General features: G+C 64.5%; 14 protein-coding genes and 1 tRNA gene. 5 read left to right on the top strand and 10 right to left on the bottom strand.

The window, feature by feature from the left end:
• The first annotated feature begins 15 nt into the window (after positions 1 to 15).
• From JQ603_RS02995 to JQ603_RS02985, 3 genes are all read left to right on the top strand, one after another.
• On the top strand, positions 16 to 1,164 hold the full coding sequence (locus JQ603_RS02995; protein ID WP_212336365.1) for a tetratricopeptide repeat protein: 1,149 nt from the start codon (positions 16 to 18) through the stop codon (positions 1,162 to 1,164).
• A 281-nt stretch (positions 1,165 to 1,445) separates the two neighbouring features.
• Positions 1,446 to 2,642 (top strand): acetylornithine transaminase, encoded by a 1,197-nt coding sequence (locus tag JQ603_RS02990; RefSeq protein WP_212336363.1) that lies wholly within the window; start codon positions 1,446 to 1,448, stop codon positions 2,640 to 2,642.
• Between the two features lie 163 nt (positions 2,643 to 2,805).
• A tRNA-Arg gene (locus JQ603_RS02985) sits at positions 2,806 to 2,881 on the top strand.
• 3 nt (positions 2,882 to 2,884) lie between these two features.
• Here JQ603_RS02985 and JQ603_RS02980 read toward each other — a convergent pair.
• From JQ603_RS02980 to pcsA, 3 genes are all read right to left on the bottom strand, one after another.
• The gene (locus JQ603_RS02980) at positions 2,885 to 3,859 is read right to left on the bottom strand and encodes a quinone oxidoreductase family protein (protein WP_212336361.1); all 975 of its coding nucleotides are present in this window, start codon (positions 3,857 to 3,859) and stop codon (positions 2,885 to 2,887) included.
• Between the two features lie 75 nt (positions 3,860 to 3,934).
• The gene (locus tag JQ603_RS02975) at positions 3,935 to 4,669 is read right to left on the bottom strand and encodes a TerC family protein (RefSeq protein ID WP_212336359.1); all 735 of its coding nucleotides are present in this window, start codon (positions 4,667 to 4,669) and stop codon (positions 3,935 to 3,937) included.
• On the bottom strand, positions 4,666 to 5,433 hold the full coding sequence (gene pcsA, locus JQ603_RS02970) for a phosphatidylcholine synthase (RefSeq protein ID WP_212336357.1): 768 nt from the start codon (positions 5,431 to 5,433) through the stop codon (positions 4,666 to 4,668). Before pcsA ends, JQ603_RS02975 begins: the two co-directional genes overlap by 4 nt.
• Positions 5,434 to 5,520: 87 nt before the next feature.
• Here pcsA and JQ603_RS02965 point away from each other — a divergent pair, with 87 nt between their 5' ends.
• The gene (locus tag JQ603_RS02965; RefSeq protein ID WP_212336355.1) at positions 5,521 to 6,705 is read left to right on the top strand and encodes a UbiH/UbiF family hydroxylase; all 1,185 of its coding nucleotides are present in this window, start codon (positions 5,521 to 5,523) and stop codon (positions 6,703 to 6,705) included.
• A gap of 118 nt (positions 6,706 to 6,823) precedes the next feature.
• Here JQ603_RS02965 and JQ603_RS02960 read toward each other — a convergent pair whose 3' ends face one another.
• The 6 genes from JQ603_RS02960 to JQ603_RS02935 are packed head-to-tail and all read right to left on the bottom strand — an operon-like array spanning position 6,824 to position 12,568.
• On the bottom strand, positions 6,824 to 7,996 hold the full coding sequence (locus JQ603_RS02960; RefSeq protein ID WP_212336353.1) for a M24 family metallopeptidase: 1,173 nt from the start codon (positions 7,994 to 7,996) through the stop codon (positions 6,824 to 6,826).
• Positions 7,989 to 9,089 carry a mandelate racemase/muconate lactonizing enzyme family protein gene (locus JQ603_RS02955; RefSeq protein WP_212336351.1) on the bottom strand — a complete coding sequence of 367 codons (1,101 nt, stop codon included), beginning with the start codon at positions 9,087 to 9,089 and terminating at the stop codon, positions 7,989 to 7,991. The genes JQ603_RS02960 and JQ603_RS02955 overlap by 8 nt, the downstream gene beginning before the upstream one ends.
• 11 nt (positions 9,090 to 9,100) lie before the next feature.
• Positions 9,101 to 10,258: a M20 family metallopeptidase gene (locus JQ603_RS02950; RefSeq protein WP_212336349.1), complete on the bottom strand. Its 1,158-nt coding sequence runs from the start codon at positions 10,256 to 10,258 to the stop codon at positions 9,101 to 9,103.
• 22 nt (positions 10,259 to 10,280) lie between these two features.
• Positions 10,281 to 11,015 carry an amino acid ABC transporter ATP-binding protein gene (locus JQ603_RS02945; protein WP_212336347.1) on the bottom strand — a complete coding sequence of 245 codons (735 nt, stop codon included), beginning with the start codon at positions 11,013 to 11,015 and terminating at the stop codon, positions 10,281 to 10,283.
• A gap of 5 nt (positions 11,016 to 11,020) precedes the next feature.
• Positions 11,021 to 11,746 (bottom strand): amino acid ABC transporter permease, encoded by a 726-nt coding sequence (locus tag JQ603_RS02940; protein ID WP_212336345.1) that lies wholly within the window; start codon positions 11,744 to 11,746, stop codon positions 11,021 to 11,023.
• 12 nt (positions 11,747 to 11,758) lie between these two features.
• Positions 11,759 to 12,568, bottom strand: a complete 810-nt coding sequence (locus tag JQ603_RS02935; protein WP_212336343.1) for an ABC transporter substrate-binding protein — start codon at positions 12,566 to 12,568, stop codon at positions 11,759 to 11,761.
• A gap of 192 nt (positions 12,569 to 12,760) precedes the next feature.
• Here JQ603_RS02935 and JQ603_RS02930 point away from each other — a divergent pair, with 192 nt between their 5' ends.
• Positions 12,761 to 13,651, top strand: coding sequence for a GntR family transcriptional regulator (locus JQ603_RS02930; RefSeq protein WP_212336341.1), 891 nt, complete (start codon positions 12,761 to 12,763; stop codon positions 13,649 to 13,651).
• Positions 13,652 to 13,695: 44 nt separating this feature from the next.
• On the opposite strand, the gene JQ603_RS02925 is transcribed toward JQ603_RS02930, so the two are convergent.
• A complete protein-coding gene (locus JQ603_RS02925) occupies positions 13,696 to 14,649 on the bottom strand; it encodes an AEC family transporter (RefSeq protein WP_212336339.1) in 954 nt (317 codons plus the stop codon).
• Positions 14,650 to 14,664 lie beyond the last annotated feature (15 nt).

Genomic DNA, 14,664 nt, shown 5'->3' with positions numbered 1-14,664 from the left:
TCTACGCGGTGATCGATGAAATACAATCACAAGGCTGGTATCCGGAGCGGGCTGTACGCGATTGGCACAGCATTGATCCTGCTCGCGCTTCCCGCCGCTGCCCAATCCCCGTCACCCACGCAGGCGCGGCAATGGTGCTTTGCCACCGACGAGGTCAGCGACGAGCAGCGCCTCGCCGGCTGCTCGGCGGTGCTGCGAACCAACCCATCCCATGCGCGGGCGCTTGCCAACCGCGGCGAAATCTTCCGGCGCAAGGGGGACAGGGAGCGCGCTGTGGCCGACCTCAACCGCGCCATCGACCTCGATCCGAAGGACGCCATCGCCTGGTATAATCGCGGCATTGTCTATGACGATCTCGGCGATCGCGACCATGCCATCGCAGACTATACGAGCGCGATCCGGCTCGAGCCCAATGACGCGCAATACTACAACAACCGCGGCAATTCATACTCCGGCAAGGACGATTACGCGCATGCGATCGCCGATTACGATCGGGCCATCAAGCTCGATCCGAAATTCGCGCTGGCTTATTACAACCGCGGCTCGACCTATCGCGAGCACGACAAGGCCGATCAGGCGCTCGCCGATCTCGACATGTCGATCAAGCTCGACCCGAATTACGGCCCGGCCTACGGCAACCGTGCACGCGTCTATCGTGACCGCGGCGACCGTGCCCGCGCGCTGGCCGATTTCGACAGGTCGCTTCAACTCTCTCCCAACAACGACCTCGACGCCTACGCGCGCGCGAGCATGTATTTCGAGACGCATGATTACGCGCTGGCGCTGGAAGATTACGACCGCGCGATCAAGGCCAATCCGATCTATTCCGGCGTGTTCAATTCGCGCTGCATGACGCGCGCGATCCTTGGTCGATTGCAGGAGGCGCTGGCCGATTGCGAGCAGTCGCTGCGGATGGCGCCCAACGACCCTGATACGCTCGACAGCCGCGCCCTCACTTATCTCAAGCTCGGCAATCTCGACGCGGCGATTGCCGACTATGACGCAGCGCTGAACGCAAGGCCGCAGTTCGACAGCTCACTTTACGGCCGCGGGCTTGCGAAGCGGAAGAAGGGCGACAACGAGGCCGCCGAGCGCGACATCGCAGCGGCGAAAGCGGTCAACGCCGGCATCGCCGATGTGTTCGCGCATTACGGCGTTCAGTGAAGAACTTCGACATCGCCGATGCAAGCCAAGCGGGCGTTGCGCAAAACGCCCGCTTGACAAGTCCTGCCATTCGGCTGTAGGCACGCGCCCCATGATCAACTCTCGGACCCATCTGCGCCAGGCCATGCGTCGTCGCTCCCGCGACGATGATGGGTTGCGCCATGTCCGACGACGCCGCTGAACACCTGAATTCAGCACAGTTTTCGAGAAGGCCGCACCCGCAAAGTGCGGCCTTCTTGCTTTTTGCGTCCCTTCTCCACCCGCCTCCAGAGGAGTTCGACATGACCACCGCCACCCATCCGTATGACGCGCTGATGGACATCACCGCACGGCCCAAGGCCGTGTTCGTCCGCGGCGCGGGCTCCTACCTCTGGGACGACAGCCGCAAGCGCTATCTCGATTTCGTGCAGGGCTGGGCCGTGAACTGCCTCGGCCACTCCCCGTCCGTCATCGCGGATGCCCTCGCCGCACAGGCAAAACGGCTGCTGACGCCGAGCCCGGCTTTCTACAACGAGCCGAGCCTGAAGCTGGCTGAGCAGCTTGTCGCAAACAGCGCGTTCGACCAGGTGTTCTTTGCCAATTCGGGTGCGGAAGCCAATGAGGGCGCGATCAAGCTCGCGCGCAAATATGGCAGCCTGCACAGGAACGGCGCGTTCGAGATCATCAGCTTCGAAGGCGGCTTCCACGGAAGGACGCTGGCGACGATGTCGGCCTCGGGCAAGAAGGCGTTCGAGCCGTTGTTCGAGCCGAAAGTCGCCGGCTTCAAGAAGGCGAAGCTGAACGACATCGCATCGGTCGAGAAGCTGATCAACGCCAACACGGTGGCTGTGATGCTCGAGCCGATCCAGGGTGAATCCGGTGTGTGGCCGGCGACCGACAAGTTTTTGCAGGAGCTGCGCGCGCTGACCGAGGCACGCGGCCTGCTGCTCATCTTCGACGAGATCCAGACCGGCATGGGCCGGACCGGAAAGCTCTTCCACTATGAGCACGCCGGCATCGCACCCGACATCATGACGCTCGGCAAGGGCATTGGCGGCGGCGTGCCGCTCGCAGCGCTGCTTGCGACCGAACGCGCCTCCTGCTTCGAGCATGGCGACCAGGGCGGCACGTTCAACGGCAACCCGATCATGTGCGCGGCTGGGCTTGCGGTGCTGGAGGAAGTCTCCAAGCCCGACTTCCTGAAGTCGGTCACCGAGACCGGCCTGCTGCTCGAAAGCGAGCTGCAGAAGGTCTCGGCCCGGCACGGGCTCGGCGGCGTCCGCGGACGCGGCCTGCTGCTGGCGCTCGATCTCAAGCTGCCGATCGCGCCAGGGATCGTCGCGCAGGCGTTCGAGGCCGGCGTGCTGCTGAACGCGCCGCATGTCGACACGCTGCGCTTCATGCCGGCGCTGAATGTCACGAAGGCGGAGATCGCCGAGATGATCGATTGTCTCGATGGCATCTTGACCAAGGCCGGCGCGGCAAGACGGGTGGCATAGTGCCGTAGGGTGGGCAAAGCGAAGCGTGCCCACCTTTCAAACCGTCGTTACGAAATGGTGGGCACGGCGCTTTGCGCCTTTGCCCACCCTACGACAGCTGGCCGATGCGATGGACAGCTGAAGTACCAACCCCAATGCGCCCTGCGCACATTGGGGCCATATGGGTTCCGTAGCTCAAGGGATAGAGCACCGCGTTGCGGACGCGGAGGTTCGAGGTTCGAGTCCTCGCGGGACCACCACTCTTACGGCTTCAAGATCGACGCGCCCGTGGTCTTGCGGCTTTCGAGATCGATATGGGCCTTCGCGGCGTCCTTCAGCGCGTAGGCATGGTTGATCGGCACGTGCAGCTTGCCGTTGATGACCGCGGCGAACAGCGTGTCGGCGCCTTCCAGCAGCTCCTTGCGCGTACCGATATAGTCGTTGAGCTTCGGCCGGGTCGCAAACAGCGAGCCGTGATTGTTGAGTTCGGCGATCGAGAACGGCGGCACGGGGCCGGACGCGTTACCAAAAGAAACGAACATGCCGCGCGGCTTCAGGCAGGACAGCGAGCCCGGGAAAGTCGCTTTGCCGACGCCGTCATAGACGACGTCGCAGCCCTCGTTGCGGCTGATCTGCTTGACGCGGGCGACGAAGTCTTCCTCGTTGTAGAGGATGACGTGGTCGCAGCCATTGGCCTCCGCGAGCTCGGCCTTCTCGCGCGAGCCGACGGTGCCGATGACGTGGGCGCCGAGCGCGCTCGCCCATTGGCAGGCGAGCAGGCCGATGCCGCCGGCGGCGGCGTGGATCAGCACGCGATGGTGCGGCTCGACCCTAAAAGTCTTGTGCAGCAGATACCAGACCGTCAGCCCCTTCAGCATCAGCACGGCGCCCTGCTCGTGCGTGATGTGGTCGGGCAGCTTGACCAGCTTCTCCCAGGGGAGGTTGCGCTCGCCGGTATACGCGCCGAGGTTGTGGTAATAGGCGACGCGGTCGCCGGGATGGAAATGCGTGACGCCGGGCCCGACCGCAACCACCTCGCCCGAGGCTTCGTTGCCGGCGATGAAGGGCAGCCCCGGCGCCTTGTAGAGGCCGGTGCGGTAATAGACGTCGATGAAGTTGAGGCCGACCGCGTGCTGGCGGATGCGCACCTCGCCGGGGCCCGGCGCCGGCACCTCGACGCTCTCATAGACCAGGGCTTCGGGGCCTCCGACCTTGTGCACACGGATGGCTTTGGTCATCACCTGACCTCCTCTTCTCCAAGGCTGAGCGAAAGACATCGCGCCCGCCTTGTCAACTCGACGCCGACGGGACGGCTATACCGACGGCTTGCTCGCCTTCCTGCGGTTGCGCTTGGCCAGCACGTTGAAGAATTCGACCGCCGCCGAGAACGCAATTGCGAAATAGATGTAGCCGCGCGGGATGTGGAATTTGAATCCGTCCGCGACCAACGCGACGCCGATCAGCACCAGGAAGGCCAGCGCCAGCATCTTCGTGGTCGGATGCTCCGCGACGAATCGCGACACCGGCCCGGACGAAATGTACATGATCAGGCAGGCGATCACGACGGCCGCGATCATGATCTCGATGTCCTGGGCCATGCCGATCGCGGTGATGATCGAGTCCAGCGAGAACACGATGTCGATGATGATGATCTGGACGATCACCCAGAAGAAGGCACTGCCGCCGGATTTCTCATCGCCGTCCTCGTCATCGACCTCGACCTCGGCGTGGATCTCGTGGGTCGCCTTCGCGATCAGGAACAGGCCGCCGCCGATCAGGATCAGGTCGCGCCAGGAAAACTCGTAATCTGCAAACGAGAACACCGGCGCGGTGAGGCCGATCAGCCAGACCAGCACGCTGAGCAGGATGATGCGGAAGATCAGCGCCAGCGCGAGCCCAATCTGGCGGGCGCGGTTCGCCTGCTGCTCCGGGATGCGCGAGACGATCACTGACAGGAAGATGACGTTGTCGATGCCGAGCACGATCTCGAGCGAGGTCAGGGTCAGCAGCGCGGCCCATGCCTCGGGGCTGGTGATCAGATGCATCATGCGAAGGATCTTGCGAGGCGGATCAAGGCGTCGCTGAAGCTGATCCAGAGTGCGATCGCGCATAGCGCAACCGTCACGCCGGGGCCAACGCGAAAGTCCATGTCCAGCGTGTAGAGGGACAGCAGCGCCCAGATCGCGATCAGCGACATGGTCAGCCAGCGCAGCCGCACGACCCGGACCGGATGCAGCACGTGGAACGGCACGAATGTCAGCACCACCAGCGCCGCGACCAGCAGCGTGGACCACAAAGGCGACCAGTGCAGCAGGAACAGGTAGAACGCCGCCGCATTCCACAGCGCCGGGAAACCGCGGAAATGATTGTCGTCGGCCTTCATGCGCAGATCGGCGAAATATAATGCGCTGGTGACGATGATGGCGACGCCGAGCAAGGGCGCTGCGACCGGCAACAACAGCCCGCTCGCCACGATCGCATAGGCCGGCACGAACACATAGTTGACGAAGTCGACCACGAGATCGAGCACGTCGCCCGACCAGTTCGGCTGCACGTTCTTGACGTCGAGCCGGCGCGCGATCGGACCGTCGATCGCGTCGATGATCAGCGCGACGCCCAGCCACTGAAACATCGCCGCCCAGTGCTCGCGCACGGCCTCCAGCATCGCGAGCAGCGCGATCGCCGCACCGAAGGCGGTGAAGATATGCACCGAGAACGCCGCGGCGCGGATCGCGGGTGTCGGCTTCAGGGAATCCTCTTGGCTGTCCATGGCTTCTGCTACCAGAATGAGACCGGTTTGCACATAAGCCATTGCGGCGCCCGGTCGCACAATTCGCCATAAACCCTAGGAAAAATAGGTGGGCTTGAATTTGCCGCGGGGCGTGTCATTTGTCGTTCCATGACAGACGCATCGACACTTTTTGACGCAGCCGTGATCGGCGGCGGCCCGGCCGGACTGGCAGCGGCGATCGCACTGGCGCAGGCCGGAGCACGGACCGCGCTGGTGGCACGGCGCCTGCCCTATGCCGACAATCGCACCACCGCGCTGCTGGGCGCCTCCATCGATCTCCTGGAAAGCCTCGACGTCTGGCAGCGCTGCAGGGACAAGGCGGCCGCGCTGGAGGTCATGCGGCTCGTCGACGACACCGGGAGGCTGTTCCGCGCGCCGGAGGTCCGTTTCTCCTGTCACGAAATCGGGCTCGACGCCTTCGGCTACAACATCGACAACCGCTCGCTGATGCTGGCGCTGGAAGAGCGAGCGGCGGAGCTGCCCGGGATCGTCCGTTTCGACGGCGAGGCCGAAAGCGTCGTCATCGAAGCCGATGATGTCGCAATCCGCACGGCTTCCGCACAATTCCTCTCGGCCCGGCTCGTGGTCGGCGCCGACGGCCGGCATTCATTGTGCCGGGAGGCCGCCGGCATCGCAGTTGCGCGGCGCGAGCTGACGCAGACCGCGCTCACCTTCAACGTCGGCCACACGCGGCCACATCGCAACGTCTCGACCGAGTTCCACACGCCGCACGGGCCCTGCGTATTCGTGCCGCTGCCCGGCGACCGCTCCAGCATTGTCTGGGTATCGGCGCCCGCGGACGCCGAGCGTCTGCGTGGCCTCAGCGACGAGGAGCTGTCCGCCGCGATCGAGAAGCAGTCGCATTCGATCCTGGGACGCATGACGGTCGAGCCCGGGCGCAACCTGTTTCCGCTGGCGATCGAGCGTCCAAAATCCTTCGGCCGCGACCGTATCGCGCTGGTCGGCGAGGCCGCCCATGTGGTCCCGCCGATCGGCGCCCAGGGCCTCAATCTCGGCCTGCGCGATGCCGCCGACATTGCGCGGCTCGCGGGCGAGGCGATCGCAGCGGGCCATGATCCCGGCGCGGACGAGGTGCTCAAGCGCTACGACCGCGCCCGGCGTCCGGACATCCTGAGCCGGACCTTCGCGATCGACATCGCCAACCGCTCTTTGCTCAACGACTTCCTGCCGCTCCAACCGGTCCGCGCCGTCGGCATGCACCTGCTCGGCGCCATCGGCCCGCTCCGGCGTTTTGCCATGCGCGAGGGCCTGACGCCGACCTGGCGGCGTTAGCTTGGCGGCCCCTCGACCCCGATCAGATCGGGCGAAGGGACCGCTTCAAGCTACTGTTTTAACATAGTTTTTTCGGTGCAACTCGCCGTCAGGCTGCTGCCTTCGGGGCAAGCTGACGTCAGCCCGCGACGCGCAGGATGGAGCGATCGATGGTGCTGAGCGGACGGCAGCCGGTTTCGGTGACGATGACGGTCTCGCTGACGCCGACGGTGAATTGGCCGAAATCCCGCATTGCGACCGGGAGGTGAAACGTCATGCCGGGGCGCAATTCCGTGGTCACGCCCGTGTACAGGCTGAGCACGCCGCCCTCGCCCCAATCGGGCGCGAAGGCGATGCCGATGCTGTAGCCAACCCGCTTCTTGAAGTTCTCGGTGTAGCCGGCGCGATCGATGATCCGCTGACAGGCGAGATGCGGCGCTTCGCAAAGCGCGCCCGGCTTGATCGCCTCGAGCGCTGCGGACAGCCCGTCCTGACAGGTCTTCTCCATGTCGATCGCACGCTGCGGCATGGCGCCAATCCAGGCGCTGCGCATCAGCGCCGCGTGGTAGCGATCATGGCTGGCGGCCATTTCCAGAAACGCAGGATCGTTCGCGCCGATCCGGCCCCGCCGCCAGGTGCCATGGGGCACGCCGGAGCGGCGGCCGACGGAGACCAGCGGCTCCATGCCGACATATTCTGAGCCCGCAGCGATCGACGTTCCCACCATGGCGGAGACGAGATCGTTCTCGCTCGCCCCATACTTGACCGCGGCAAGGCCTGCGCGCATGCCGGCCTCGACATAGGACGCCGCGGTGGCGATCTTCTCGAGCTCAGCCGCCGATTTCACGATACGAAGCTGTTCGATGATGCCGGCGCCATCGTGCACCGTCCCAAGCTTGTCCTGGAGCGCTTCATAGGTCGCCACAGGCAAAAACCAGCCGCGCTTGTCGATTGCGATGCGCTTCGATGCCCAGCCGCGGTCCTTGATGACGTTGACCAGGAAGTTCACCGGCTGGTCGCCGTCCTGGTAGACTTGCGCATTGGCGATGAACGTATTCGCGATGAAGTTGAAATATTCGAGCTGGCGGACGACGAAGGCCGGCTCGCCCTCGACCGGGAGGACCAGCGCCTGAAACGTGTAATAGCCCGGCGTCTGCTGCCCCGTGAGGTAGAAGATGTTTTCGGGCCCGGTGACGACCATGACGTCGATCCCGGCCTTGGCGAGCAGCGCACGCGCACGCGCGACCCGCCCGTCATATTCCTGCTTGGGGAAGGCTGATTCAGAGCCCTGCTGGACGGCGTCGCTAGTCATATCTGTAGTCTCCGATGAGCTTGGTGGTGGCGGCGTCGAACTTCACGCCGAGGCCAGGGGCGCGCTCCGCATGGATTGCCCCGTCGGTGTAGGAGATGCCGGAGACCGGATCATTGACGAGCCCGTCAGCTCCGTAGAGCTCGGCGAATTCAGGGCTGGTCGCGCAAGCGACATGCAGCGCCGCCGCTGTGGCAGCGGCGCCCTCGTTCATCTGACCGATCATGAAGGGCACGCCGGCAGCAGACAGCTTCCGCGCAGCCGCGACGGTCGGCGCTATGCCGCCGAGCTTCACGAGCTTGAGATGCGCAAAGACCCGCCCGCGATAGGTGCACACCTGTGCGATATCGTCGGGCGAGGCGATGCTCTCGTCGAGCATCACGGGAACAGGGCTCTTCCGCGCGAGCTCATCGATGCTTGCCCAGTCGCCGGCCGGCACCGGCTGCTCGACATAAGCGAGATCATACGCGGCGAGCGCCTCCAGCTTGGCCAGCGCCTCATTGGCCGTCCAGCGTCCGTTGGCATCGGCTGCAATCTTCACCCGTCCGCCAAAGCGCTGGCGCAGGGCCGCGACCCGTCGCAGATCCTCGGCAAAATCGCCGACGGCGATGCGCACCTTGAGATCGCCAAAGCCGCGATCGACATAGGCCTGTGCCTTGGCAAGGAAGTCTTCATGCGAGGACCAGAACAGGGTCTGGTTGGTCTTGCAGGTCACATCCTCATTCGGCGCGCCAAGCCAGGCGGCCAGGGTCTTGCGCTCCCGGCGCGCGACGAGATCGTGCAATGCGCAATCGATCAGCGTGCGGACCGGCGCGATGTATGGCACCTCCCAGAGCGTCATCATCGCGATCAGATCGAGCGGATCGCGCCGCCAGTCGACCTCGCGAACAGCGGCGATGATGGCGTCTACCACGGTCCGCTCGTCATAGCCGTTGAGATAGGCGATGTTGGCCCTCACCTCACCGACGCCGACCGTCTCGCCGTCATCGAGCCGCAGATAGACTTCCGCCAGGGACGGAATGCTGCCCGACGATGCCGTGTGCAGGACGAGCCCGCCGCCATAGTGCAGATCGGCCAGATGCAGTGAAACGCGCAAGACGCTCGGTCCTAGTTGCGCAGCATGGCTTTCGCCACGTCGCGATAGATCAGGCTGGACGTGATGAACTCGTCGGTCGGCACGAACTCGTCGGGCTTGTGGGCAACGGCGAGATCGCCAGGACCGATCACGACTCCTTGCGCGCCGACGCCCGTGAAATGCACGAGGTCGCAAGCGCCCTGGAAGCCGAACGGACCCGGCTTTGTCACACCGTGCGCCCGGCTTGCTGCAAGGCTCGCCTGCACGATCGCGCTGTCCTGCGCCGTCTCCGTCGCCCCGCCCGTCGTCGCTTTGTAGTCGACGACCTCGGCGCGCAGGCCGAAGCGTTCGCGCGCCACGACGAGAAGCTCGTCGATCTCGCGCTTCACGGCGTCCTCGTCCTCCCCGGGCACCATCCTGCGATCGAGCAGAAGATCGCACGCGCCGGGCAGCACGTTGTCGGCATGGCCACCGTTGATCCTGGTGACCGTGAGGCTGGCGGCTCCGACCAGGGGATGGTTGCGGTGACGGACGACCTTGTCGTGATGCTCGGCGACGAGGCCCAGCAACTCGCCGGCCCGGTAGATCGCGTTCTCGCCGAGATGCGGCGTCCCGGAATGCGCGGAGACGCCGTGCACCCGCACGACGGGCCGCAGGCTGCCCTTGTGCGCGGAGAAGACGGCATTCGAGGTCGGCTCGCCGACCACGGCGGCGTCGATCCGAGGATGGCTCGCGGCATAGAATTTGGCGCCTTCGCTCGCGATTTCTTCATCCGCGACGAAGACGCCGAGCAGCGTTCCCGACCATGCCGCACGATCGGTCGCGAGCATCCGCATGGCCTCCAGCATCGCCGCCAGCGGCCCCTTGCAGTCGCAGGCGCCGCGGCCATAGAGCCGGCCGTCCTTCTCGGTCAGGCTAAGGGGATCGGAGGACCAGCCTTCGCCGACGGGCACAACATCCATATGGGTGTTGAAGGCGAAGACGGGGCCGGCGCCATTCTCTAGCCGCGCCACGACGTTGACCCGTCCGTGCCTGTACTCCTGCAAGCCGACGTCGAAGCCATCGGTGACCAGCAGGTCGTGCAGATATTGCGCCGCCGGGGCTTCGTGACCGGGAGGATTTTGCGTGTCGATCGCAATGAGCCTTGCGAGCTCCCGCTTCATGCGGGCGACATCGGGAGAAGTGGACATCGAGGGGCTCCGGATATCGGGGTCAGTGAAGGATCTGATCGAGAAAGCGGCGCGTCCGGTCGTTGACCGTGCCGCCGAAGAACTGGTCGCTCGGCGCGCTCTCGATGATCTCGCCGCTTTCCATGAACACAATTCTGTCGGCTGCGCGCTTGGCGAAACCCATCTCATGGGTGACGACGATGCTCGTCATGCCCTCGGCGCTGAGGGTCGTCATGACATCGAGCACCTCGCGGATCATTTCCGGATCGAGCGCGGAGGTCGGCTCATCGTACAGCATCAGCTTGGGCCGCATCGCGAGCGCGCGCGCAATGGCGACGCGCTGCTGCTGACCGCCGGACAGTTCGTCCGGGAAGGCGTCCGCCTTCTCGGGGATCTGCACCTTGCGCAAGAGGTCGACCGCGATGTCATGGGCATCGGCGCGGCTCATTCCCAAAATCTTCACGGGCGCCAGCATGACGTTCTCGGCCGCCGACAGATGAGCGAACAGCTCGAAATTCTGGAACACCATGCCGATCTGCCGGCGCAACAAATGCGCGGTGCGCCGGGCTCGCGTGATGTTCTCGCCTTCGAAGAAGATGTCGCCGCTGTCGACCGTCTCCAGCAGGTTGACGCAGCGCAAGAGCGTCGACTTGCCGGACCCTGATGGTCCGATCACGACGAGCGTCTCCGACGGATCGACCGTCAGCGTGCAGGTCTTCAGAACCTGCGTCGCGCCAAAGCTTTTGTTGATGCCGACGATTTCGAGAAGATGCTGCATCCGCGTTATCGCACCGCCAGCGCCTTCGATGTTCCGAGCATCCGTTCGGTCAGCGTCAGCCGCCGCATCCGCTGCCGCTTCTTCGGGTCGAGCACGGTCTCGAGTAGGATCTGCAGGCCCATGAAGGCCGTGGTCATCGCGAGATAATAGATGCCGGCGGTGGTCAACGCCTCGAAATAGCGGAAGTCGGCGCTCGCCGTCTGGTTCGCGACCAGCAGCAGCTCCTCCACCGCAATCACCGAGACGAGCGCGCTGAGCTTCAGCATGCCGATCATCTGGTTGCCGATTGGCGGCAGCACGATCCGCGCGGCCTGCGGGATCACGACGTAGCGCATCATCTCGGTTCGGGTCATGCCGAGCGCGAGACCGGCGGTACGCTGTCCTTTCTTCACGGCCTGAAGACCCGAACGCAGGATCTCCGCCATGTAGGCGCCCTCGTTCAGCGACAATGCCAGCACCGCGCAGACGAAGGCCGAAAGCCTGATGCCGAACGACGGCAGAACGTTGTAGATGAAGATGATCTGAAACAGCACCGGCGTGCCGCGGAACAGCCAGAGATAGGCCAGCGTCACGACGGTGCCGATCCGGGTCTGGCTCTCCTGGATCAAGGCAAGCACGAGGCCGATCAGGACGCCGAAGATCAGCGAGGCGACCGTCAGCAGCAGGGTCATCTCCGCACCGCGCAGGAAGTTCGGCGAGGTCAGGTACTTCAGGACGAGTTCGATGGACACCGGCAGGCTCCTTTAGTCGAACAGCGACACCGAGGCAGGAAACTTCCAGGTTTCAATCAGCTTCTTGTAGGAGCCGTCGGCAACGATCTCCTTCAGCGCGGCCTCCATCGCCGACTTCATCGCGGTGTCGCCCTTGCGCACGGCCATGCCGATCTGCGTGTTGGCTTCGAACTCCGCCCCCGCCACGGCGTAGACGCCGGGCACCTTGTCCATCAACTCGACCACGCCGGGCGTGGAATTGAACAGGACATCAGCCCGCCCCTGCCGGAGCGTCAGCGCCGAATCCTGCGCGGTCGGCAGCGTCATCACGTTGATGGCGGCAAGCCCCTTGTCGCGGCAGCGCTTGTCGTCCTGCCGCGCATAGGTTTCCTGGATTCCGCCGAGCGTGACGGCGATGGTCTTGCCGCAAAGGGAATCGTCGCGACCGGTGATCTTGGCGGGATTGCCCGCCTGCACCACGACGAGCGTGCCGATCTTGAGATAGGGGACGAAGTCCACCTGGGCCGCACGCTGCTCGTTGATGTACATGGCCGAATTGATGATGTCGGCGCGGCCGCCTTGCAGCGCGACGATCAGCCCCTTGAACTCCATGTTCATCGGCTTGGCCTCGACGCCGAGCTTCTTGCTCAGAAGTCCGATCATATCGATGTCGAAGCCGGAGAGCTTGCCGTCCTTCTGAAACTCGAACGGCGCGAAGGTGCCGGCAACGCCGTAGGTCAGTGCGCCCTTTTCGACCAGCGTGGCCGACGAGAGGTCAGCCGCCATCACCGATCCGGACAGGCAAAGCGACAGGATTCCGCAGGCAAGGCGTAAACGAGACATGGGGTACCCCTGTGGCTTGATTGTTTTATTGTTGGCTAATATACAATCCTTGCCGCCTTTTACGTCAAGCCTGATCCGCGAGCATCCGCTGTCTAAGCTTTAGTCAGATGGATTTTGACCGGGATCTCAGCTCAAGCCATTGTATCGCAAGTAACAACTCGTACTTCAGGACGGATCCCAGAGCCTCCCGCCATGGCGCGGTCAACCCAGCAAACCCGCTTTCGCCTCGCCAACCAGATCCTGGATGTCATCAGGGACGCCAAGCTGGAGCCCGGCCATCATCTGCGCGAGCAGCAGCTCGCCGATCTGATCGGCGTCTCGCGGACCCCGATCAGGTCGGCGCTGGACCTGCTTGCCGAGCGCGGCATCGTCGAGACCAGGAAGAACCACGGCTTCTTCCTGCGCAAGCCGTTCGATTCGCTGCATCGTATCGAGATCGAGGTGCCATCGACGGCGGACGAGAAGCTCTACGCAAGGCTCGTTCGCGACCGGCTCGAGCACCGCATTCCCAGCTCCATCACCCAGAGCGAGATCGCGCGCCGCTATGACGTGGACCGCGTCGCGCTGGCGCGCACCCTCTCCCGTCTTGCCGAAGACGGCCTGATCGCACGCAAGCAAGGGCATGGCTGGGCGTTCCTGCCGACGCTCGACTCCGTCATCTCGCTGCGTGCCAGCTACGAATTTCGCCTGACGATCGAGCCCTCGGCGTTTCTGCTGGCGACTTTCAAGCCGGATCCCGCCGCCATCGAACGAATGCGCCTGCAGCACCTTTACCTGGTCTCGCACCCCGACATCGCATCGGTCTCCAGCACGCAATTGTTCGAGACGGACGCCGCATTTCACGAGATGTGCGCCGAGTTCTGCGGCAACGCATTCTTCGCCCAGGCGGTTCAGTATCAGAACCGGCTGCGGCGCCTGCTTGAATTCGGCAGCTATTTCGACAGCCGGCGCGTCCGCGAATGGTGCCGGGAGCACCTCGCGATCATCGAGGCCATTGCCGACGGTGACGCGCCGCTGGCCTCGACCCGCATGCGCGCCCACCTGGAGCAGGCATTTCTCGCCGCGCGGACCGCAGCATCGTGACGGAAGAACCGCCCGTCAGGTCTTGAACGGCCTGACCACTTCCCTCACGGAAACACGAGCCGGCCGGTCTGGATCGCCCACATCACGCTGGTCAGCGTGACCACCGACGCAAACGTCCCGAGCAGCACGGCGACGGAGGCGGATTCGATCCAGGCATCGTTCTGCCGAGCAATGACGAACACGTTGAGCGCCGGCGGCAGCGAGGCCATCAGCACGGCGGTCGCGGCCCAGGGCTGCGCGAACGGACCGAACGCCAGCATCAAGCCGAACGCCGCGAGCGGATGGATCAGGAGCTTCACCGCGATCACGCCGGGCACCTCCCACGGCACACGGTCGAACGGACGGAGCGCCACGGTCACGCCGAGCACGAACAGCGCGGTCGGCGCAGCCGCGTTCTGGAGGAAGGTGATGGTGCGGTCGAGCGCGACCGGCAGCTCGATGTGGAGCGCGGCCACCGCCGCGCCAAAGCAGGCCGACATGATCAGCGGGTTGAGCACGATCTGCTTCAGCACCACGCCGAAGGCGTGCACGATGGAGGGATGGTCGCGATCGGAGAGCTCGATCAGGAGCGGCACGATCGTGAACAGGAAGATGCTGTCGCAGCAGAAGATCAGCGCGGTCGGCGCCGCGGCCTTGGTCCCGAGCACGGCGAGCGCCAGCCCCGGTCCCATATAGCCGATATTGCCGTAGCCGCCGGAGAGGCCCGCGAGCGTCGCCTCGCGCAATGTCAGGCGTCCCAGCACCTTGCCGACGACCAGCGCCAGGGTGAACGCCACAACCGTCGACAGCGTGGTCGCGACCAGAAACGGCGGGTTGTTCAGCTCCGCGAACGGCGTCTTCGACATGATTGCGAACAGCAGCGCCGGCAGTGACACGTAGAGCAGGAAGAAGTTCATCCAGGCGAGGCCCGATTCCGGCAGGGCCTTGACCTTGCCGCAGGCGAAACCAACGAAGATCAGGCCAAAATAAGGTAGAGCCAGATTGAGGATATCGAGCATTGATGAAGTGTTTTC

This window comes from Bradyrhizobium liaoningense, from assembly GCF_018130825.1.
Classification (GTDB): Bacteria; Pseudomonadota; Alphaproteobacteria; order Rhizobiales; family Xanthobacteraceae; genus Bradyrhizobium; species Bradyrhizobium liaoningense_B.
Note: the sequence above shows the minus strand (reverse complement) of the source record. Positions and strands in the feature narration are given on the sequence as shown.

Coding starts and splice junctions, on each gene's coding strand:
- JQ603_RS02995 (WP_212336365.1), top strand. CDS start 16: ATGAAATACAATCACAAGGCTGGTATCCGGAGCGGGCTGTACGCGATT.
- JQ603_RS02990 (WP_212336363.1), top strand. CDS start 1,446: ATGACCACCGCCACCCATCCGTATGACGCGCTGATGGACATCACCGCA.
- JQ603_RS02980 (WP_212336361.1), bottom strand. CDS start 3,859: ATGACCAAAGCCATCCGTGTGCACAAGGTCGGAGGCCCCGAAGCCCTG.
- JQ603_RS02975 (WP_212336359.1), bottom strand. CDS start 4,669: ATGATGCATCTGATCACCAGCCCCGAGGCATGGGCCGCGCTGCTGACC.
- pcsA (WP_212336357.1), bottom strand. CDS start 5,433: ATGGCTTATGTGCAAACCGGTCTCATTCTGGTAGCAGAAGCCATGGAC.
- JQ603_RS02965 (WP_212336355.1), top strand. CDS start 5,521: ATGACAGACGCATCGACACTTTTTGACGCAGCCGTGATCGGCGGCGGC.
- JQ603_RS02960 (WP_212336353.1), bottom strand. CDS start 7,996: ATGACTAGCGACGCCGTCCAGCAGGGCTCTGAATCAGCCTTCCCCAAG.
- JQ603_RS02950 (WP_212336349.1), bottom strand. CDS start 10,258: ATGTCCACTTCTCCCGATGTCGCCCGCATGAAGCGGGAGCTCGCAAGG.
- JQ603_RS02945 (WP_212336347.1), bottom strand. CDS start 11,015: ATGCAGCATCTTCTCGAAATCGTCGGCATCAACAAAAGCTTTGGCGCG.
- JQ603_RS02935 (WP_212336343.1), bottom strand. CDS start 12,568: ATGTCTCGTTTACGCCTTGCCTGCGGAATCCTGTCGCTTTGCCTGTCC.
- JQ603_RS02930 (WP_212336341.1), top strand. CDS start 12,761: ATGGCGCGGTCAACCCAGCAAACCCGCTTTCGCCTCGCCAACCAGATC.
- JQ603_RS02925 (WP_212336339.1), bottom strand. CDS start 14,649: ATGCTCGATATCCTCAATCTGGCTCTACCTTATTTTGGCCTGATCTTC.